Origin of the sequence: Bisgaardia hudsonensis, from assembly GCF_004345785.1 — a bacterium.
Taxonomy (GTDB): Bacteria; Pseudomonadota; Gammaproteobacteria; order Enterobacterales; family Pasteurellaceae; genus Bisgaardia; species Bisgaardia hudsonensis.
Window position 1 is genome coordinate 23,793 of the sequence record NZ_SLXI01000004.1, and the last position, 21,945, is coordinate 45,737.

Consider the following 21,945-nt stretch of genomic DNA (forward strand, 5'->3'; position numbering starts at 1 on the left):
GATTTATTTATAAATAAAGGTAATAAAATGTCAGAAATAAAAACATTAGAACCTAAATTGTTATGGCAATGGTTCGATCAAATTTGTGCAATTCCTCATCCCTCTTATCAAGAAGAACAAATTGCTACATTTATTGTAAATTGGGCAAAACAAAAGGGATTTTATGTAGAAAGAGATGAAGTAGGTAATGTATTAATTCGTAAACCAGCAACAAAAGGCATGGAAAATCGCCAATCTATCGCATTACAAGCACATTTGGATATGGTGCCACAAGCTAATGAAGGGACAAAACATGATTTTGCAAAAGATCCTATTCAACCTTACATTGATGGTGAATGGGTAACGGCAAAGGGCACTACATTAGGAGCGGATAATGGTATTGGTATGGCCTCAACTTTAGCCGTATTAGATAGTGATAATATCCCTCATCCAGAACTTGAAGTATTGCTTACTATGACAGAAGAAAGCGGTATGGAGGGAGCATTAGGTTTACGTCCAAATTGGCTAAAATCAAATATTATGATTAATACGGATACGGAAGAAGATGGCGAAATTTATATCGGCTGTGCAGGCGGTGAAAATGCTGATTTTGAAATTCCGGTTAATCGTATTCACAATACTTATAAACATAGCTATCAGATTATATTAAAAGGTTTACGTGGTGGGCATTCTGGTTGTGATATTCATACAGGACGTGCTAATGCAATTAAGACGATTGTACGTTTCCTTGCAAATTTACAACAATCCCAATCAGATTTTACTTTCACACTAGCTGAAATTTCTGGTGGCTCGGTTCGTAATGCGATTCCAAGAGAAGCATTTGTCACAATTTGTTTCAATGGTGATGCATCAATACTAGAAAGTGCGGTCAAAAATTTTGAAGTATTATTAAAAGCCGAATTAGCAATTGCTGAACCAAATTTGACATTCTCTGTGGTAAGTAAAGATTTACCTCAAAATATCTTTGATAAAGAATCAACAGCAAGGGTAATTAATACATTAAATGCCTTACCAAATGGTATTATTCGTAATAGTGATGTGGTAGAGAATGTAGTAGAAACATCATTAAGTGTTGGTGTATTAGAGACACAAGACAGTTCAGTTAATGCAACGATTTTGTTACGTTCATTAATCGAAAGCGGTAGAGAATATGTGGATAGCTTATTGCTATCATTGGCAAATATTTCTGGGAGTAAAGTGATTCTTTCAGGAGCATATCCTGGTTGGGAACCGCATAACGATAGCCCAATTCTTGAATTGACTAAGACAGTGTATACGGAGATTTTAGGCTATGCGCCTGAAATTAAAGTAATTCACGCAGGGCTTGAATGTGGTTTATTGAAAAAAATCTATCCGAATTTAGATGTGGTTTCAATCGGCCCAACAATCCGCAATGCTCACTCTCCTGATGAGAAAGTACATATCCCTGCGGTGCAAACTTATTGGAAATTATTGACGAAGATTTTGGCGGAAGTGCCAGTTAAGTAAAATAGAAACGGCATTTTATCAAATTATAAAATGCCGTTTTTAATTAAATATTATTTAATTAAAAATTAAATCTAATTCCTACATTTCCACCATATTGATGAAGATCTTTAAATAGAACATTGTATTCTGCACCTAAATTAATACTAAAATTTTCATTTATTTTAACTTGAAGACCAGCAAGGGCTCAGTATCCAACACTTGAGGTTTCGGTTTCAACAAAAGGGATATTGAAATAACTATGAAGCATATTAGCCTTATTCAGGGATAATCTGAAACCTAAATAAGGAACAAGATTACTGGAAAATTCAAAATCACGGAAAATAGAAAAACCAAATGATTTTACTTTCAAATCTAGGTTACCAAGCAAATATTTCCATTTTATTTGTTCAATATTAGTATAGTCCAATGAAAATCGAGAATTATTGTAATAATATCCTAAACTAATTCTTTGTGTAGATATTTTTTGTTTAGGTAGTTTAGGAAAATCCTCATCAGTAAATTTTATATTAGAGACTCCTATATCACCTTGAAAATAAATTCCGTATGAGTCAATAACAGGGAGCTCTGTTGCTGATGCAGATATGATCGTTGTTGAGAGAATAGTGGCTATTAACAATTTTTTCATAGAATAAAATCCTTAATTATGTAAAAATAGAAATGTAATTTGCATAAAATACAGATCTATATTAATTACGAGTAGTTATGTTATCTAGATCAAAAAAAGACAGTTTTCTGTCGTTTTATTTCAAGAAAAACTCAATTAGTGGAGATAATCAATGGGTACACATGAGAAAATTAGATTGATGCGAGAAGTGCGTCAATGGTCTCAGGAAGAAATGGCTGAAAAATTAAATATGTCGCCAAGTGGTTATGCAAAAATTGAGCGAGGAGAAACAAAACTTTATCTAGATAAACTTGAAAAAATCGCTCAAATTCTTGATATTGATTTAATAGAATTAATCCAGTCTTCAGAAAAAAATATCTGTTTTTTAATTAGTGAGAATAGTCAACTCAGCTCCAATTATTACGCTAATAATGATGCCTCTATTGAAAATGAAAAATTAAAATTAATTATTTCTCATAAAGAGCAGATTCTTGAACAAAAAGATAATGAAATAAAGTCTCTAAGAGAAATTATTGAGCTACTAAAATTACAAACAAAATCAGATAATAAATAGAATTGCCTATATTTATTTAAGATATTTATTAAAGTGTGGTCAAATTCAACCGCACTTTTCTATTTCTAATTTAGCTTTTCAATATTTCATTTAACTTCCCTTGATGTTTAGCTAAAAGCTTTTCAGCCGTATTTTTATCGGAATTAGTTAATATCATTAAAATAGCCAATTTAGCATTGTTATTTGCTTGTTGTAAGGTTTGTTCTGCCTGTTCTCTTGTGCATTCTGTGGCTTGCATAACAATACGGATTGCACGAGCAACAAGTTTTTTATTAGAGGCTTGAACATCAACCATCAGATTTTGGTAGCATTTTCCCATTAGTACCATACTGGCTGTTGTAATCATATTTAAGGCTAATTTTTGTGCCGTACCTGATTTTAAGCGGCTCGAACCAGTTAATACTTCTGCACCTACAATGGTATCAATGATAATATCAGCAATTTGTGACATTGCGGAGTGAGGATTACTTGATATAGAAGCAGTAGTTGCACCCAGTTGTTTAGCGTAGTTTAAGCCCCCAATGACATAAGGGGTTCGACCGCTTGCGGCAATCCCTACTAAAATATCTTTTTTTGAAAATTGAATAGATTCTAAATCAATCACAGCGGCATTGGGGTTGTCTTCTGCTCCTTCAATAGGATAGCGTAATGCTCGCTCTCCCCCCGCAATGATACCTTTAACCATTTCAGATGAAACCCCAAAAGTTGGCGGACATTCAGATGCATCTAATACCCCTAAACGTCCACTTGTTCCGGCTCCTATATAAACTAGCCGTCCACCTTGTTGGAAAGCTAACACTACTTTTTCTACTAATGCTGCAATTTGTGGTAAGCATTTTTCTATGGCAATAGGCACTTGTTTATCTTCGTTATTCATTAACGTAACGATTTCTATTGCAGAAAGCTGATCAAGATGTATTGAGTTGGGATTGCGTTGTTCCGTAATTAGTTGTGAAAGGGTGTGTAATAAATGTTGTTCTGCCATTTTGATTTCCTTTTATTTAGGGTAAATTACCCCTAAACTGACCGCATTTTTTGCACCAGTTACCATCGGTAAATTTGAAGATTGATTATTTATACGTTTGTAAGCAAGCCATGCAAATGCCGCAGCTTCAACATAATCTATATCTATACCATAGTCTGTGGTAGTGGCTACTTGCCATTGTGGGAGGGATTCTTGTAATCCTTCGATAATTAATGGATTTTTAGCGCCACCGCCACAAACCAATAATAAGCAAGGTAATTCGCTTTGGATATGTTGCAGTTGTTGTGCTGTGCATTGTACCGTTAATTCTACTAATGTTGCTTGTACATCTTCTGGTAAAAGTGCGGTAAAATTTTTTAACTTTTTTTCTAACCAAGCTAAATTAAATAATTCTCGTCCAGTGCTTTTCGGTGCTGGTATTGAGAAATAAGGTTCATCTAATAATACTTGAAGTAAGTTATTATTTATCTTTCCTGTTTTTGCCCATTGTGCATTTTTGTCGTAGGGTTGCCCTAAATGTTTATTAATCCAACTATCCAATAAGGTATTTCCTGGACCTGTATCATAACCAATTGTTTGTTGGTTGGGGATTAGACAGGAAATATTACTAATACCACCGATATTCAGGACTACGGTAATTCTATTTGGGTTTGAAAATAGTTCTTGATGAAAAGCAGGAACTAAAGGTGCACCTTGTCCACCATAAGCCATATCTTTACGGCGAAAATCGGCAATGGTTGTAATTTGTGTTTTGGCGGCAATAATATTCATATCGCCTATTTGCATCGTAAAAGGATAATCCCCTTGTGGTGCATGCCAAATGGTTTGCCCATGACAGCCAGTCGCTTGAATATCTGTTGATGTAAGCGAATGTTTACGCAAAAATTGGTTGATACTTTCAGCATAAAGATTGCCTAATTGATGATCTATTTCACCTAGATTTTGTAAGCTGGTTTGTCCTGAATGCAAAAGTGCGGTCAATTTTTTGTGTAAATTTAAAGGCATTGGAACAAAATCTGTTGCGATAATTTTAGGGTTGTTCCCTTTGAAATCCATTAAAGTAAGATCGACACCATCTAGGCTAGTGCCGGACATTACACCAATATAATACTGGGATTGCATTGATTTATCCTTTCTTTAGGAAAACGATTCCATAATAATATTATACTTATCAATAAAAGTGCAGAGTAATTTTTATTTACGATTATTCTGTTATAAAATGCAACAAGTTGATCACTGATAATAAAAGAGAACATTATGACAAAATTAAGTGTAGTTATTCTTGCCGCAGGTAAAGGAACTCGTATGTATTCTGACTTACCAAAAGTCTTGCATACTATTGCAGGCAAACCGATGGTAAAACATGTTATTGATACCGTTAAAACATTAAATGTGGAAAATATTCACTTAATTTATGGGCATGGTGGTGATGTTATGCAAGCCCGTTTGCAAGATGAGCCAGTAAATTGGGTACTACAAACGGAGCAATTAGGGACAGGTCATGCAATGCAACAAGCAGCACCATTTTTCCAAGATGATGAAAATATTTTAATGCTTTATGGAGATGGTCCGTTAATTACCAAAGCAACTCTTGAGAAGTTAATTGCGGCAAAACCAGAGAAAGGGATTGCGTTATTAACAGTAAATCTTGATGATCCGACAGGTTATGGTCGTATCATTCGTGAAAATGGTAATGTGGTTGCAATTGTTGAACAAAAAGATGCGAATACTGAACAATTGAAGATTACGGAAGTGAATACCGGTGTGATGGTTTCTGATGGAGCAAGCTTTAAGAAATGGTTAGCGCGTCTTGATAATAATAATGCTCAAGGCGAATACTATATGACTGATGTGATTGGTTTAGCGAATCAAGATGATTGTCAGGTTGTTGCCGTAGAAGCCCTTGATGTTATGGAAGTCGAAGGCGCGAATAATCGTTTACAAATGGCTGCATTAGAACGTTATTACCAACGTAAACAAGCTAAAAATTTATTATTAGCAGGGGTTATGCTTGCTGATCCTGAACGTTTTGATTTACGTGGTGAATTAGTTCATGGAAAAGATGTGGAAATTGATGTGAATGTGATCATTGAAGGGAAAGTAACATTGGGTAATCGTGTTCGTATTGGGGCAGGTTGTGTTTTAACAAATTGTGAAATTGCTGATGATGTGGAAATTAAACCTTATTCAGTGATTGAAAATGCGATTGTGGGTAAAAAAGCGATTATTGGACCATTCTCACGTTTACGTCCAGGGGCAGAGTTAGCAGAAGAAACACACGTCGGTAACTTTGTAGAAATTAAAAAATCACAAATTGGTAAAGGCTCTAAAGTGAACCACCTGACTTATGTAGGCGATGCCGAAGTTGGTCAAGATTGTAATATTGGTGCTGGGGTAATTACTTGTAATTATGACGGTGCGAATAAATTTAAAACAGTCATTGGCGATAATGTCTTTGTGGGATCGGATACCCAATTAGTCGCACCAGTAACTGTGGCTAATGGAGCGACCATTGGGGCAGGAGCAACGATTACTAAGAACATCGCTGAAAATGAGTTAGTGATTACACGTGTGCCACAGCGTCATATTCAAGGCTGGCAGCGTCCGACTAAGAAGAAATAATAAAAATTATCTTTATTAGTAAAAAAAGACTGAGTTCAATATTATATTGAACTCAGTCTTTGAATTATTTAGCTATCTAGTTTTTAAAGGCAGATCAAAATATAGCTTGTTATTTAAAGTTTAATTTCAATTTTAATGAATTTAAAAAGTCTTTTTCTGCAGAAAGATCATTTTTGATTAATGGGTTTTTCTCAAGATAATCTTTTTCAAAAATAAGCGACCATTTATTTAAAGTGCGGTTAATTTTTAGTGAGATTTTATTCGTATGTTCCGTTGCTTGTCTTGCCTTATTAAGAATAATGGCTAAACGGAGTAAACAAATTAGTTGAAGAATATCTTTTTGCTTATAGCGAGTGAAGTTTGGGAGATCGCTTAATTTAAAATATTGTATTTGATATCTTGTTAGTGTTGACAATAAATGTTGCTGGTCATTATCAAAACCAGGTAATTCTATATTTTTAAGAATATAAGCAGAGTGTTTTTGTAAGTTGTTATGGTTGATGGTAATTCCTACCTCATGAAGTTTCGCCGCCCAATATAAAATTTCTTTTATTTCTTTTTCTTGCGATTTATTTTCCCAATACCAACATTGTTTTGCTAATAATAATGTACTAAGAAATACTTGTTTTGATTGTATTTCATCAATATTAAATTGTTTGATTAACCCCGTAGCAGTACGTTGTCTGATATCACAAACTTGAAAAGATTTTTCCAAACTATAAATTATTCCCTCTCTTAATGCCCCATCAGAATAACGCATTGTTTGGATATTAAATGTTTCAAAGATAGCGGTTAGAATTGCAAGACCAGGCACAAAAACATCAGTACGATCTGGATTTAATCCCGATAGGTTAAGTTGATTAAAATGAGAAACCGCAAGTACTTTTTGGACTAGTTTTTCTAAGTGCTGTGCTGTAATTATTCCATCGGCACTTAAGTTAGCTATTATTACTTGGTGAACTGTTTTAATTGTTCCAGATGAACCAAGCACATATTGCCAGCCAAGCTGATTATATTCAAAGGCTAAATCTTCAATTTTATCTAATGCACTTTGTTTTGCTTTTTGGAAGTTTTCTGGGGATATTTGACCATTGGGGAAATATTTTTGGGCAAAACTAACACAACCCATATGGCGACTTTCGGCAATAATAGGTTGAAAATTATCGCCAATAACCATTTCTGTGGAGCCACCACCAATATCTACAACAAATTTCCGACCTTGCTCTGGTTGAGTATGAGAAACACCGGCATAAATTGTTTTAGCTTCCTCTTTGCCACTAATGATATTAATTGGATAAGGAAAAACTTGTTGAGCTTGCTTGAGAAACGTTTGATTATTCGTGGCTCGACGTAGGGTATAGGTACCGACAACATTGATATTTTGTGGATCAAAACCTCGTAGTCGCTTTGCAAATAAATCAAGGCAATTCACGCCTCGAGAAATAGCTTCTTGACTAAGTTCATTATGTTCATCTAAACCATTCGCAAGTTGTACTTTTTGTTTTAATCTCGAGAGTATTTGTACCGAACCATTGATTATTCTGGCTATAATCATATGAAAGCTATTTGAACCAAGATCAATCGCCGCTATTTCCCTGATATTATTTTCAGTAGAAAGAGCGGTGGTTTTTGTCGACGATTTTTCTTGTAACATAACTATTTTCACCATTAAAGTTAGAATTCAAATTCATAAAGTAAATCAACAGCTTGGTTTACTCCTGAAACAGATTGAAGATAAAGTTGTGGCAATAATCTATAACGTAGCGTAAATTCAGCAAGTCCGTCAAATAAACCTATACCATATTTAGCCTGTAATCTAGGGGTAATGTAACCGCTTACTTCAACTTTAGAACTATTCCCTGCTCCAGAAGTACCTAAATTTAAGTCTTGAATTCCAAAGGCTTCTCCTATACCACCAAGTAGTTTTCCGTTTTTAGATAGCCCTATCCCAAGTAATGCTGCACCAATTGAGCCGCCAGAACCCGCTTCTCCACTATTTTCTAAAGAACGTCCAGTGAGTAGGTAGGATAATGCTTCAGCTTGTGAGGTACTTGGTTGTGCAAAAACCGTTACTTCGGGACTTGTTGCAACACCTACAATATTGACCCCTGCTGTTACATTTTGATTTTCCATTGAGCTTGGATTTCTAATTGCTTTGATATTTAGCATTGGTTGCGTTGTTTCCCCAGAGAAACTAATTAACCCTTTTTTAATAATTAAATCTTGACCAAAAGATGAATACCGTCCGTCTTTAAGGTTTATTTGACCATATAACCCCAAATTCCCTTTACTTTGTTGTACTGATAATAAACCATTTAATTTAGTATTTAGCCCATAAGCGTTTAGGGTTACATCATTACCAATTTTAATTTTAAGATTGGAACGTATTTCAATACCACTTTTAGTTTTGGCAGCTATTGGGGCACGCCCTATTTTGAGTGCTTTGCTCTTATTTGGTCCATCTAAAATAATTTCATCTTCACTAATTGGTACAGCATTGTCTGGCAATTCTTCTATTTCTATTCTTGCCCAAGGTATATCTATTAATCCAGATAATTCAAGCACTTTGGGATTTGCCGTAATTTCAATATCTGGGGTAATTTTTAATTTTGCGATAGACGGTATTTTTACATTAAATTTATCGCCGTTAATTTTTAATGCAGTTTTCCAATCATCTAAGCTATTCCAGCTTGCATTACCTTTTATATTTAATTGACTGTCGATTGTTTGAATATTTCCATCTAATGTGGACTTATTTCCTTGAAATGCAAGATTAATTTTACCGTTACTAATATCAAAAGGAAGATTTTTAATTTTTGCTTTGATATTGTCAACGTTGAAAGAGCCATTTAGTAATGGTTTTTTAAGGGATCCATTGAGGGTTAAATCAGCTAAGACATTACCATCAATGCGTTCGTTGCTTGATAGTAATTGATTCGCTAAATTAAGATTAACACCTGCCACTTTTAATGAACCTGATAATTTTTTCTCATTAACTAAGTCTTTTAATAAGATATTCGCAAGAATTTTTCCTTGATTTTCAATATCAATTGTTGAATTAATATCAAGGTTATTGTTTTTTAATCCCGCGTTTAGTTGTAACCTTGGGATAGCTAGTTTAAATTTTCGGTAATCAATTTTTTGCATTATAGATAAATTATTACCCGTTATTTGCATTTCGAGAGCCAAAGGTTTATCTGTGAACCAAGCAACCGTTCCTTTACTTTGTAATTCTCCTTTTAAGGTTTCTTTTTCAATAAGTTTATTTACGATATCAAGATTTATTCTTTTGATATCGAAAGGAACTTTTCCGCTTTTACCCACATTAAATGTTTCTGGTAAGCAGAAATCAATATCTGTATTTTGCCAACAATGTGCATTAATACTTGCTGATGTTGTATTATTATCATAACCAATATGTACATTTTTATTTGTGGTCCATTTTCCTATTGGTGAAGACAGATTGATTCCACTTAGAATACCTTGCCATTGTTGAGAAGTGCGGTCAAATTTTCCAGATAAATCAAGATTAAGGTCAACAGGTTTTCCTTGAGATTGAAGCTGAACTTTATGATCTTTTTCATCTCCTTTCGCGGTTAGTTTGATGATATTTAGTTTAATATCATTGTAACTGAAATCTTTCATATCAAGGTTGATATAACCTTGAATAAGTTGATCAGATTGTATGTCTGCTTTTATATCCATTTTAGCTAAACGTAGCTCTTGGAATTTGATATTACTACCTACAAGATCTGCTTTAAGATTGGGCGAGGTAATGTTCCCTGATAATTTCGCATTACCAAATAATGTTGCCGTTAAATTAGGTAGTAAGCCTGATAAATTCGGGGCATTGATATCCAAATTAAGATCAGATTGCTCACTTAAGTAACCTTCTATAGCAATTTTATTCTCACCATAATTGAGTAATAGATGAGGAATATCTAACAATTTTTCTGAACTAATATTGACGTTACCTTTAAGAGATACTGGCTGTTTGGATATGGTGCCAGTAATATCTATATTGGGAATATTAATTAAATATTTATTGTCTTTTATTTGTCCAGTCGATTGTATTTTTCCTGACAAAATAGCTGGAAATTGTGATAGATAAGTAGAAAAATTAAGCTTGTTTAAATCTAATGATGATTGCCACTTTATCTCATCTTGCCAGCTTAGTTTTCCTTGTAAATTCGTAGTACCTTCCAATGTGCTTAGATTGAGATGTTGTATATCAATAGAGGATAATGTTCCCTCAATACTGGTATCAATTTCAGTTTTTGGTATTTTCATACCTTCAATGTTAGTTAATAATGCGATTTGATAATCAAGTAAATTACCTTGAATAGCTATGTCAATATTTTGTATTTTTAGTGGATCTATCGCTTTTTTATCAATAGGATATTGTAGATATTCTGTGACCAATTTTAAATTTAATGGTGTTTTAGGTTGATTTAAATAGAACTCACCTTTGATTGTACTTTTAGTAATTCCTTCCGTTGTTAAAGCTATTTTGGTTTGTTCTTTAAGTGAACCTGATACGATCAAATTTACATTTGTTTTAGGTAATAGTATCTGATTATTTTGGCTGAATTCATCAATATTTGTTTGGACATTAAGATCGATTGGAAAATTATCTTTTAACGATAATTTTCCGTTTGCATTTATTTGACCTAATGAGCTATCAATATCAAATTTTTCTAGTGCTACCTCATAATCTGTAGCATCCGCTTGTAATAAGAAATTGCTTATTAGAATGTTTTGGGCATTTTTCTTGGTTAGTTGTTGATATTGCCAATCGGTTCCCTGAATGCCTTTTATATGAATATCAAAGGGTAGCTCAATTTCTTTTAAGTTACCTAATAGGGCCGGAGTAAATTGTTGTTCTAATTTATCCCAATCAATAGGTTGTTTTTGAGCTATTTCAGACTTAGAGACGGCTTTTTCTATTTGTTGAGTTTGAATGAGTAATTGGTTAATCTGTGTTGTTTGTAAAGTTAGTCCCGTGTCATTATTTAAGTTGAAAGAAGTTTGGAATTTTTGTAAATCAATTTTGTTATTATCAATCATTAATTCTAGATTATTAACACTAATATTATCTGCTTCTATTGAAATAGGTAAATGGATTTTGTGAATATCATTGTTTTTATCAGATGTTTGTTCTGAAATAGGCAGTAAAGTGGTATCTATATCGATCTTCGGATTGTCAATAGAGAAATTTTGTAAGCAGATTTTTGCTTTTAATAAGCAAGAGAAATCTAATTTTATATCTGTTTTATCAATAGAAGTATTAACACCTTTTGATTGATATTGGATTTTTTCTAATGTTAAGCCATCTTGTAAATTGCCACTTACCATTTCAATCGTTAAGTTATCCATTAATTTATCTATAATTTGGATAGCTGTTTTTTGACCATAATTAGTTGTTGATATTATAATTAGTAGCAAAATAGGTAAAATTATAATCGCACTTACAACATAGAAAATCACTTTCCATCTATTTTTTTTTCTAGGGGGGGCTATTTTCTGATTTGTTGTATTTTCTACATCGTCTATTTTATCTGTCATTCTCTTTATCTCTTCATCTAATATTTATAATTCCGATCCTAGTCCAATATAGAATTGAATATTTTTACTTCCATTTTTATCTCGGATAGGTGTTGCGATATCAAGTTTAATTGCACCGACTGGTGATGCCCATCTTATACCTACTCCAGTTCCATAACGCAGCTCTGATGTCTTAAAATCGTTTGCTGCAAATCCGCTATCTGCAAATGTCGCTAACCACCATTGGTCATAAATTTGATATTGATATTCTAAGCTTGTTGTGAGTAAGCGATTGCCACCAACTAGTTTATTATTCTTATTTTTAGGTGCTATTTTTTTATAACCATAGCCTCTTACACTACGATCTCCCCCTGCAAAAAAGCGTAATAATGGTGGGATATTGTTGATATTTTTAGTGTGTAACCAGCCTATTTCAGCACGAGCAATAACACGATGATTTTTTTCAAAGGTTCTAAGCCAAGCTGTTGATGCTTGAATTTTTATAAAATTAGTGTCGGAACCCCATATTTTATTGCCGACATCTATTGTTAGTTTTTGACTATCTCCCCATTGAGGGAAAAGCCCGCCTTGTAATCTAGTTCTATTTATTGAAGCAGTCGGATAAACTAGCAAGGATTTATTGGTATATCCAGCTTGTGTATAGGCGTCATAACGAACTTTTATTCCTAAAGAATGTTGCCAACCTTTCTCTCTATTCCAGTAACGTAAGGCTGCCAACGTGATTGCCGTTGTGTCTGTATCATTCTCTGTTTCATTTTCTAATCCAGCAGATATTTCATAATAATATTTTAGTGGATTTTTTAATAATGGAACTTTGTAAGTCGCTTCAACACTCTGTCTTGGAGAAGAATAAAATAAATTAGTTCTGAAACTATGACCTCTATCGTTTATCCAAGGTTTTCGCCAGCCTAACTGGAAACGTGGACCTACATCGGAAGTGTAACCGATTCCTATATTCATCGCATTTTTCTTCCGTGGATAAAGTAGTACTTCAACATTAACGAGTTTATTTTCAGAATCTATTTGTGGTTGTAATAATACCGAATTGAACCAATTTGAAGAGCTGTATTCATTTGTTAGCATTGATAATTTATTGATCAAATAATCATCGCCCGTTTTCATCGGCATCATATTACGTAAGTAATCTTCACGAATTTGACTATCTTTAAATGTAAATTTACCAAATTTATAACGTTGTCCACTATTGAATATTAGTTTCCACCAAGCTTGATAAGTAGAAGGTTTTACTTCTAAACGAGATACTTCAAAAAATGAATCAAAATAACCACGGGATAAAGCGAGTGTTTTAAAATCATTTTTATATTGATCATAAATAGAGTGATATAACATATCCCCTTTTTTCGCCGCTTTTTTCTCCAATAATTGAAATTCAGGATCTGTTTTAGCTTCACCTTTTATTTCTATTTCGGCATTTTCAATCAGGGTTTGTTTTCCAGCATTAACTGTTGCCACCAAAATAGGTTTATTTTTAGCTGTTGCAGGTTGTAAACTAAAATTAATTGCAACACTATAATAACCATAAACGCGAAGTGATTTTTCGATGGCATTTTTAACTAATTGTTGATAACGTTCTGAGCCATCCATTTCTTCTTTATCTATTTGTTTTGTATAGATATCGGCACTTTCTATTGCCTTAACGCCTTTTATACCCACTATTTTTAAATCGACAGTATGTTCCGCAAGGGCGACTTTACTATATGGAAATAATAAGGAACTCAGTGCTATACAAGGAATAATAGAATTTTTTTTATTTATAATTTTTGACATAATCACGTTCCTTTGGTATTCCCAAGAGAGCCCATAATTTTTTATGGGCTTGTATATAAATTAAAACCATTCATCAAGTCTTGAATGCAAGGACATAATAGATAACTTAGTGATTCTAATAAAAAACCGAGCATAAAAAGAGAAGTAGACTTTTTTAGTTATTATGTTTAATATTTTTTAGAGTAATAAAATACTGTGTTTGTCTTTTCATTAAGAGTAACTTTTAAATTTTTTGAAATTATTTTAAACAATACTACTGCTATTATATTGGAGATACAAGATAGTTGCAGCAACACGAGAATGTACATTTAATTTTCTCAATAAGTTGCGGATATGTACTTTTACTGTTTCTTCTGATATAAAAAGCTTTCCTGCTATCTGTTTATTTGATAACCCCGTAGCAATTAAACTTAATACATCCATTTCTCTATCTGTTAAGGTATATATTGGGTTTTCAGCAGATTGTCTTTCCATTAGAGATTGTTTTACCGAATCGCTAAAAACAATTTCTCCTTTTGCTATTTGTTTAATTTGTGAAAGAAGAATATCGGGATCAGTGTCTTTTAACAAATAACCATCTGCACCGGCATCAATGAGCGAAAATATATCATTCTTAGAGTCTGAGACAGTTAAAATGGCAATTCGAGAATTTATACCTTCAGCACGTAATGCTTTTAATGTATCTAATCCTGATAATTCTTTCATATTGAGATCGAGAATAATTAAATCTGGATCGAGCTTTAATGCAATATCCACACCTTCGTTACCATTGCCGGCATCGCCAATTACTTCAAAAATATTATCTAACTCTAATAATTGTTTCATTCCACGACGCATAAGTGGATGATCGTCAATTAGAAGCACTTTTGTTTTTTCTTGCATATTTGAGTCCTTAATTATGATGAAACAAGTTTACTATGAAAAGGTACTATCCTTTTTTCACCATTGTTTGATAATAGTTGATAAAATTGTGGGTAGTTAAAATTATGTTGTACTATTTTATAAGGATTATTATTTTCATCCAAGCTAGCAGAGTGGTAAATATGATTTATTTCTGCTATTTTTTGTTCTTTTTTACCTTCACAATTATAGTAAACTTCAATATGATTATTTTCGTCTAGGATATAGACATTAAATTTGCCTTTTTCGTTATCTTCAAAGAAAAACTGTAGAAAACCTTCGCTAGCAAAAGCATCAATTTCATAAGGGTAATTTCTTTTATTCTGTATCATTTGAGATTCTTTTTCTTCAATAAGAGTGTGTAATGTCTCATCAAGTTCATTTTTCTTATTAGGAACAGTATGAATTTCTTGTAAGCTTATTCCTCTATCTTCAAAGAAAAATTGCCAGTTTTTACCAGCTACACGTAATAAATTGTTTTTAGGTATATCTACTGTACCTATCTGAATATTAATACACTTGTTTACTAAAGCAGAAACAATGTTGCGTAGTGTATTTTGGTAATATTGACTGTAGCAGAATACATTCACTGTTTCGAGCCGTTTGGAACCACGATAAATTTTGTTAGAAAGCACTTTTAATGCCAAAAGAATTGCATTTTCACCTTCAAAGTGTAAAGTTCTTATTTCATTCCAAACATTACGATATGTTAAATCAATACTTCCTACAAGGCTTTCTTCTGTTGGACCAAAGCTAAATAGGTCACTTGCAAAAATATTTGATTTTGGTTGTTGTAAATATTGAGTTGGATCTTTCGTTAAATTAACAATAACTGAAAGATTTTTAATCTCACATTGTTGATTGAGTTCTTCATTAGATGTTGAAATTCGACGAAGAGGAAAGGATAAGCGTAAGTCTGCAACAAAGTGACGCAATTTTTCCAAAGAGACAGTTTGGCTCGAAATGTGTAGATTAGTACGAGAAGTTAGTAATCCATTAAAATAAGCCCAATTGACCAACTTATTAAGATTTTCGCTATATTCGGTATAACGTCGTTGGTGGAAACCTTGAATATTAGGCTGCTGATTAATGAGATACCACCCCGCTTTACAAGATTTATGATTTTGAACTTCAATAAAGGTAAGGTGTTCTTCGGATAAATCACTTGCTAGGGCTTGATTTAGAAGAGTAACTTTTCCAGGAAGATCCTCAAAAGATGTATAGAGCTTTCGAGTCAATATGGATATATCTTGAGGGACAATATTTGCATCTAGTTTATGTTTACGTGCAAAGTACATTAAATTACGGTAGCTAAACATTAAATATTGGATTAAATTATTATGGCTTTCTTTCGCTTTCTTTATTTTCCAATGTTTATGTTGATTAAGATTAGCTATCGTTTTTTCTGACCATTCCCATTCTTTTGTCAGTTTTTTTAAATAGTTAAATCGCCAATTTAACTTTAGCTCTATTTCCGTATTTTCTACAAATTCATTTGCCTTCATATAGAAGCAACGTCTAATAAAATCTAATCGTTTCTTTTCATTAAGACTTGTTAAGTATTGACTTACCCTGTCTAACATAGTGAGATAAGGATCAAAATGAAAGTCGAATTTATTATGTAGTAATTTTTGTTTAAATTCCTTAGCAATTAAATGGGTTCTAGGATATTCCGAAGAATAGGTTTCTAATAGTAAAATTTTTAAAACCGATTTGTAAGGTGCATCGATCCCTTTATAGAGTTGCCAGAGGCTAGCGCCAAAATATTCGTTAGCAGAAAAAGCACCTAATCCCCCAAAATCCACCCAATCATTTAAGTTTATTACCTTGTTATCAACGAGCTGTTGAACACTTTGTTCATATTCTTGTTCATTTTCGACATCTAGATGTAGCCATAATAGTGGTTTACCTGCGATACGGATAGCAGAACGATAGAATTCATCCAGTAATAACATATGTTGTGCAGAACCACTATTGTTAATAGTTAATGGCTCGGTATTACGAAAATTTTTAAAATGTTGTTGCGTCATTAGGTAAAGGGTTATATCTACACCAAGATTATTTGCCCATTTTTGTAGCAACATCATTTTTTGAGAAAGTAACTTTTTCTTTGCTATAGATAAATTATTTGGATGACATATCCAAATATCTAGATCAGAACTAGGGGTTTGGCTAATTGAAGCTACACTACCCATAATATAAACGCCTAAAATAGTTGGCTTTTTTTGTTTACTATTTAGTTTATGTAGAATTTCCGAATAGACATCTACAGGTAGATTATTTTGTAGATACTTCTGTTGGTAAATAGACAGTTGAAACTTGTCGATACCACAAGGTACATTTTCCACATAGCCATCAAGAGATGGGTGATTAATATGTAGTAATAAAGTGATAAGTTGTAGTACTTGTTGAAACTCTTTAGAAGAACTTGATATCGCACGATTAAAGCGTAATCTATCCAAGTATTCTACATTTTTTTTTGCATTGTCTAGATTATTTTTCAAACTATATTCCAACCTAAAATTAACCTCAATTACTCTATCATTTGAAGTATTATAAATCAAAAAAAACGTGAAAATTTTAAATGAAAACTGACTTTTTTAATTAACAATGTTAGGATAACTCTCAGTTACAATAGAGATACTTATTTTATGGAAAATAAACATACCTTAAAAATAGCAACACGCCAAAGTCCACTGGCTTTGTGGCAGGCTAATTATATTAAACAACGCTTACAAGATTTGTACCCTAATTTACTTATTGAGCTAATTCCAATGGTAACAAAAGGAGATGTTATTCTCGATACTCCTTTAGCCAAAATAGGTGGAAAAGGTTTGTTTGTTAAAGAGCTAGAAACGGCTTTACTTAATCATACAGCAGATATTGCCGTTCATTCAATGAAAGATGTTCCAATGGTTTTTCCCGATGGGTTGGAGCTATCAGTTATTTGTCAACGAGAAGATCCTCGAGATGCATTTGTTTCTAATTCATACCGATCATTAGATGAATTACCTCAAGGTAGTGTTGTAGGAACTTCAAGTTTACGCCGTCAGTGTCAGCTTAAAAATTTACGTCCAGATTTAGATATTCGCTCTTTACGTGGCAACGTAGGAACTCGGTTAAATAAATTAGATAGTGGGGATTATGATGCTATCATTTTGGCTGGAGCAGGGCTGATCCGTTTAGGATTAAAGTCAAGAATTGCCTCTTTTATTGATGTGGATATCTCATTGCCAGCCGTTGGGCAAGGTGCTATTGGTATAGAATGTAGGGTAAATGATTTGAGAGTTAAATCACTACTTGCCCCTTTATCTGATGAAGAAACAACAAATTGTGTTGTTGCTGAGAGAGCAATGAATAATTTTTTACAAGGTGGTTGCCAAGTCCCCATAGCTGGATATGCGATTCAGGAAAATGATCAGCTTTATATGAGAGCTTTGGTAGGGGAATTAGATGGTTCGCATATTATTAAGGTTGAAGGCAAAAGTACGGTTTCTAATGCTGAAAATTTAGGAATTCAGCTTGCAAAAGGTTTGTTAGAGCAAGGTGCAGATAAAATTTTAAGAGAAATTTATCATTCATAGAAGGTTATTATTGATGACAGTTTTGGTCACTCGCCCCGATGAACGAGGGATTCAGTTGGTTAATATGTTAAATGAGATTGGCATTGTTGCGATTCATCTACCATTGTTTTCCATTGAGTCTGGTCGAGAGCTAAATAGTCTTCCTTTACAACTTAATGCACTTGATTCTGCAGATTGTGTTTTCGCCGTATCAAAAAATGCCGTTCAGTATGCTGCTATGGCATTAAGAAATACAGGATTTCTTTGGCGAGCCGATCTCAACTATTTTGCAGTAGGGCATAGAACAGCAGAGTATTTTTCTTCACAAATATCACAAAAAGTACAATATCCAATTTTAGAAGAAAATACTGAAGGTTTGTTGGCTATGCAAGCTATGCAGGAGATAGAGAACAAAAATATACTTGTGCTTAGAGGAAATGGTGGGCGTGATTTATTTGCTGAGCAAGCCGAATTACGTGGAGCGAATGTAAATTTTGTTGAGTGCTATCAAAGGATTCCTATTCATTATGATAGAGAAAAAATCAGTTTATATCAACGTTCAGGTATTGATAAAATAGTAGTTACAAGCTTAGAAGCATTGAATTGTTTGATGTATTTTGTTTTTGAACAGGAAAATTTTTGGCTAAAAAACTGTCAACTAATCACTGTAAGTGAGAGAATTGCATCTGTTGCTAAATGTAATGGTTGGAATGACACTGTGATTTCTAATAAATCAGATAATTCGACATTATTACATACATTGCAATTATTATATTAATATTAACATAAGGAACAATTATTATGGTTGAGAATAATGTACTCCCTTCAAAAAATTCGGAAAGTGAGTCTAATAAATTGAAAAAAAATTATCACCAGACAAAAAAATCACAGTCAATAAAAAATAAGCGAGTGATTCATTCTGATGTAGAGAATGTAATTAATAACAAGGAAAAACCTAACGTGGAAAATATCAAGAAAGAGATTAAAGGTGCAGAGGAACTGAAAGAAACCTTAAATCCTTCAGAACAAATGAGTTCAAAGGAGGAAAAAGACATCAATGAGAAAGATATGGTAGCTGATAATATGGATAAATCTGTAGAAAAAACAGAAGAAAAGATTGTTGTTAAAAAAGGCGGTACAGCACTGGCAATATTAGCTATTTTAATTGCTTTAGGTATTGGTGGTGTTGGTTATTACTGCGGACAGAAACAAATTGCTGAATTTCAAAGTAAATTTACACAACTTGAGCAACAAATACAAAATAAAACAAATGTCGTTACGCAATCAAATTCAAGCACTGATTATGCAAATATTACCTCTAAATTAACCGCACTTTCTGATATTTTAAATAAAAATAATGAAAAAATTTCTTTTTTAGAAAAAGATATTTCAGTTAAAGAACAAGCGATTTCAGCGTTACAAGTTAAATTGAATCAGCTGGGAGCAGGTGCTCAAGCTGCAACACAATCGAATGATATTTTATTATCTGAAAGTGTTTCTTTGTTAAATCACGCATTACAAAAATTAGCATTAGATAATGATATTGATACTTCCGTAGCTTCATTAAAAGAAGCGGATAAAGTATTAGCTAAATCATCTAACCCAGAAATGATATCTGTTCGTAAAGCAATTAATGATGATATTAAACAGTTACTTTCAATTAATTCTGTTGATGAAAATGCGTTAATGCAACGTTTATCAGAGTTGGCTAACGCAGTTGATAATTTAGTGATATTAAATACAGATTTTTCAACGGAAGATAATGGTAAGATAAGTGAATCTATTGATGATTGGAAAGAAAATGCGACAAAAGCAGCGACTTCATTCCTCAATCATTTTATTCGAATTACGCCTAAGAATGCTGATGTAAAAGAGCTTTTAGCTCCAAATCAAGAAATTTATTTAAGAGAAAATATTCGTTTACGTTTACAGATTGCAATTATGGCAATTCCTAGACAACAAAATGATTTATATAAGCAGTCACTAAATCTTGTTGCAACTTGGGTAAGAAGTTATTTTGACACTAATTCTGAAGCAACACAGGTATTTTTAAAGGAAATTGATGAACTTACAGAACAAAGTATTTATGTTGATTTACCTACAGAGTTAACCAGTTTATCGGTTTTGGAAAAATTGTCTGGAAAATCATCAAAGGGAATTTATAAGCCTGAGATTAAAGTAGATAAGTTATTGTCAGAGAAAAACTCAGAGATCTTAAAAAAAGAATCTGAAACTATAAAAAATTCTGAAATATCGCCTAAAACAGTAAATGAAACACAGCAATAGGAGAAATAGAGTATGTTAAGAGTGCTATTTTTAATGCTAGTGTTACTTGCTGGCTTAGTCGCAGGACCTTATTTGTCTGGTAAACAAGGTTATGTTTTAATCGAAACTGCTGGGTATAGATATGAATTGTCAATTACTATGCTGGTAGTTATTTTTGTTTGTTTGATGGCTGTAGTCTATGGTATTGAATGGATTATTACTCGTTTTCTACGAGCAAGTCGCAATAGTTATACTTGGTTCTCAAAACGTAAAAGAGAGAAAGCTCAGCGTCAGACATTACAAGGTTTGATGAAAATGGATGAGGGTGATTATTCAAAGGCAGAAAAACTGATCGGTAAGAGTGCTAAACATTCTAATGAGCCAGTTCTTAATCTAATTAAAGCGGCAACGGCTGCTCAAAAGCAAGGTGATGAATTATCAGCCAATCGCTATTTAATTGAGGCGACTGAAATTGCTGGAGAAGATAGTTTAATTGTTGAAATTGCTCGTACAAGAATCTTGTTGGCACAAAATAAATTACCTGCCGCACGTAGTGCCGTTGACAGTTTGTTAGTAATGACAAGTCGGAATAAGGAAGTTTTAAAGCTTGCAGTCAAAATTTATCTCAAATCTCATGCTTACCAAGCATTGGATGATATTCTAGATCGTATTGAGAAATCAGGATTATATACATCGCAAGATTTTAGTACTCTTCAACGCCAAGTGGAAGATGGGCTATTAGATGAAAAAATGAATGAAGAAGGCGTAGACGGATTATTAAAATGGTGGGGAGATCAGCCTCGTCAACGTCGTAATGATTTGTATGTAAAAATTGGTATGATTCGTCGTTTAATTGATAGTGATGACCATGATAGTGCTTATGACTTGGTTATTGAAACCTTGAAAAAAGTAGAAAAAGGTAGTGAGCTTGAAAATGATTTATGCTTACAACTAACGAGACTGCAGGCCTCTGATAATAAGAAATTATTAAAATTATTAGAAAAACGCGTCAAAAATGATGATGGTAAATGTTGTTGTATTTATCGTGCATTGGGTTATTTATATATTCGTAAAGGTAATTTTGAAAAAGCGAGTGAATTATTTAAGAAGGTACTTGCGAATAAAGAATGTTTACAAAGTAATGATACGACAATGGCAATTTATGCATTCGAGAAAAATGGTGAGCTAGAGCTGGCACAACAAACTCGTCTTGAAAGCGTAAAATTAGCGATGTTTGCTAAAGATCAAGAGGTTGATTTATTATTAGATAGTACGCCTAAATTAGCTGAAGATAGCAAAATATTATTAGAGCAAAAGTAAATTTTGTTTCTGACGGAATTAAAAGCTATATCTTGAATATTCAAGGTATAGCTTTTTTGTATAAATATTACATTTTTGTAAAATATTTTTAATATTAAGTTTATTTGATATCATAGTGATAAATGTTATTTTGGTTATGTTTTTGAAGCTTAATTCTGTTTTTTGTTTTATATATGGATTTATTATCTTTTTATTTTTAATTTAATACTAATTATTAGATTTTTCATCTATTGACTGTTAGTTATGTTTTTTGTTATTTTTAAATCTCTTT

The 21,945-nt window shown here is 32.9% G+C and carries 15 protein-coding genes; 7 read left to right on the forward strand and 8 right to left on the reverse strand.

What is annotated here, in order from left to right; genetic code table 11:
• The first annotated feature begins 27 nt into the window (after positions 1–27).
• Positions 28–1,488, forward strand: a complete 1,461-nt coding sequence (locus tag EV697_RS06145; RefSeq protein ID WP_132023744.1) for an aminoacyl-histidine dipeptidase — start codon at positions 28–30, stop codon at positions 1,486–1,488.
• A gap of 184 nt (positions 1,489–1,672) precedes the next feature.
• On the opposite strand, the gene EV697_RS06155 is transcribed toward EV697_RS06145, so the two are convergent.
• Positions 1,673–2,113, reverse strand: a complete 441-nt coding sequence (locus EV697_RS06155; RefSeq protein ID WP_132023746.1) for an opacity family porin — start codon at positions 2,111–2,113, stop codon at positions 1,673–1,675.
• A gap of 151 nt (positions 2,114–2,264) precedes the next feature.
• Here EV697_RS06155 and EV697_RS06160 point away from each other — a divergent pair, with 151 nt between their 5' ends.
• Entirely contained in the window at positions 2,265–2,666 is a 402-nt protein-coding gene (locus EV697_RS06160) for a helix-turn-helix domain-containing protein (RefSeq protein WP_132023748.1), read from the forward strand.
• A gap of 70 nt (positions 2,667–2,736) precedes the next feature.
• On the opposite strand, the gene murQ is transcribed toward EV697_RS06160, so the two are convergent.
• The gene (murQ, locus tag EV697_RS06165; protein ID WP_132023749.1) at positions 2,737–3,651 is read right to left on the reverse strand and encodes an N-acetylmuramic acid 6-phosphate etherase; all 915 of its coding nucleotides are present in this window, start codon (positions 3,649–3,651) and stop codon (positions 2,737–2,739) included.
• Positions 3,652–3,663: 12 nt separating this feature from the next.
• Positions 3,664–4,773: an anhydro-N-acetylmuramic acid kinase gene (locus tag EV697_RS06170; RefSeq protein WP_132023751.1), complete on the reverse strand. Its 1,110-nt coding sequence runs from the start codon at positions 4,771–4,773 to the stop codon at positions 3,664–3,666.
• A 135-nt stretch (positions 4,774–4,908) separates the two neighbouring features.
• Here EV697_RS06170 and glmU point away from each other — a divergent pair, with 135 nt between their 5' ends.
• Positions 4,909–6,273, forward strand: coding sequence for a bifunctional UDP-N-acetylglucosamine diphosphorylase/glucosamine-1-phosphate N-acetyltransferase GlmU (gene glmU / locus EV697_RS06175; RefSeq protein ID WP_132023753.1), 1,365 nt, complete (start codon positions 4,909–4,911; stop codon positions 6,271–6,273).
• A gap of 109 nt (positions 6,274–6,382) precedes the next feature.
• Here the strand turns inward: glmU and ppx are convergent, their stop codons facing one another.
• The 5 genes from ppx to EV697_RS06200 all read right to left on the reverse strand — a co-directional run bounded on the left by ppx (position 6,383) and on the right by EV697_RS06200 (position 17,030).
• A complete protein-coding gene (gene ppx, locus EV697_RS06180) occupies positions 6,383–7,927 on the reverse strand; it encodes an exopolyphosphatase (protein WP_132023755.1) in 1,545 nt (514 codons plus the stop codon).
• A gap of 20 nt (positions 7,928–7,947) precedes the next feature.
• Entirely contained in the window at positions 7,948–11,838 is a 3,891-nt protein-coding gene (gene tamB / locus EV697_RS06185) for an autotransporter assembly complex protein TamB (RefSeq protein WP_132023757.1), read from the reverse strand.
• A gap of 24 nt (positions 11,839–11,862) precedes the next feature.
• Positions 11,863–13,626 carry an autotransporter assembly complex protein TamA gene (gene tamA / locus EV697_RS06190; protein ID WP_132023759.1) on the reverse strand — a complete coding sequence of 588 codons (1,764 nt, stop codon included), beginning with the start codon at positions 13,624–13,626 and terminating at the stop codon, positions 11,863–11,865.
• Positions 13,627–13,869: 243 nt separating this feature from the next.
• Positions 13,870–14,508, reverse strand: a complete 639-nt coding sequence (locus EV697_RS06195) for a response regulator (protein WP_132023761.1) — start codon at positions 14,506–14,508, stop codon at positions 13,870–13,872.
• 14 nt (positions 14,509–14,522) lie between these two features.
• Positions 14,523–17,030 carry a class I adenylate cyclase gene (locus EV697_RS06200; protein WP_132023763.1) on the reverse strand — a complete coding sequence of 836 codons (2,508 nt, stop codon included), beginning with the start codon at positions 17,028–17,030 and terminating at the stop codon, positions 14,523–14,525.
• A 147-nt stretch (positions 17,031–17,177) separates the two neighbouring features.
• Between EV697_RS06200 and hemC the strand changes: the two genes are divergently transcribed.
• The 4 genes from hemC (at position 17,178) to EV697_RS06220 (ending at position 21,674) form a co-directional block, all read left to right on the forward strand.
• Positions 17,178–18,110, forward strand: a complete 933-nt coding sequence (hemC, locus tag EV697_RS06205; protein WP_132023765.1) for a hydroxymethylbilane synthase — start codon at positions 17,178–17,180, stop codon at positions 18,108–18,110.
• 13 nt (positions 18,111–18,123) lie between these two features.
• Complete coding sequence (locus EV697_RS06210) at positions 18,124–18,867, forward strand: uroporphyrinogen-III synthase (RefSeq protein WP_132023767.1); 744 nt, start codon at positions 18,124–18,126, stop codon at positions 18,865–18,867.
• A 251-nt stretch (positions 18,868–19,118) separates the two neighbouring features.
• The gene (locus EV697_RS06215) at positions 19,119–20,375 is read left to right on the forward strand and encodes a uroporphyrinogen-III C-methyltransferase (protein ID WP_132024106.1); all 1,257 of its coding nucleotides are present in this window, start codon (positions 19,119–19,121) and stop codon (positions 20,373–20,375) included.
• A gap of 12 nt (positions 20,376–20,387) precedes the next feature.
• A complete protein-coding gene (locus EV697_RS06220) occupies positions 20,388–21,674 on the forward strand; it encodes a heme biosynthesis protein HemY (RefSeq protein ID WP_132023769.1) in 1,287 nt (428 codons plus the stop codon).
• The last annotated feature ends 271 nt before the right edge of the window (positions 21,675–21,945 follow it).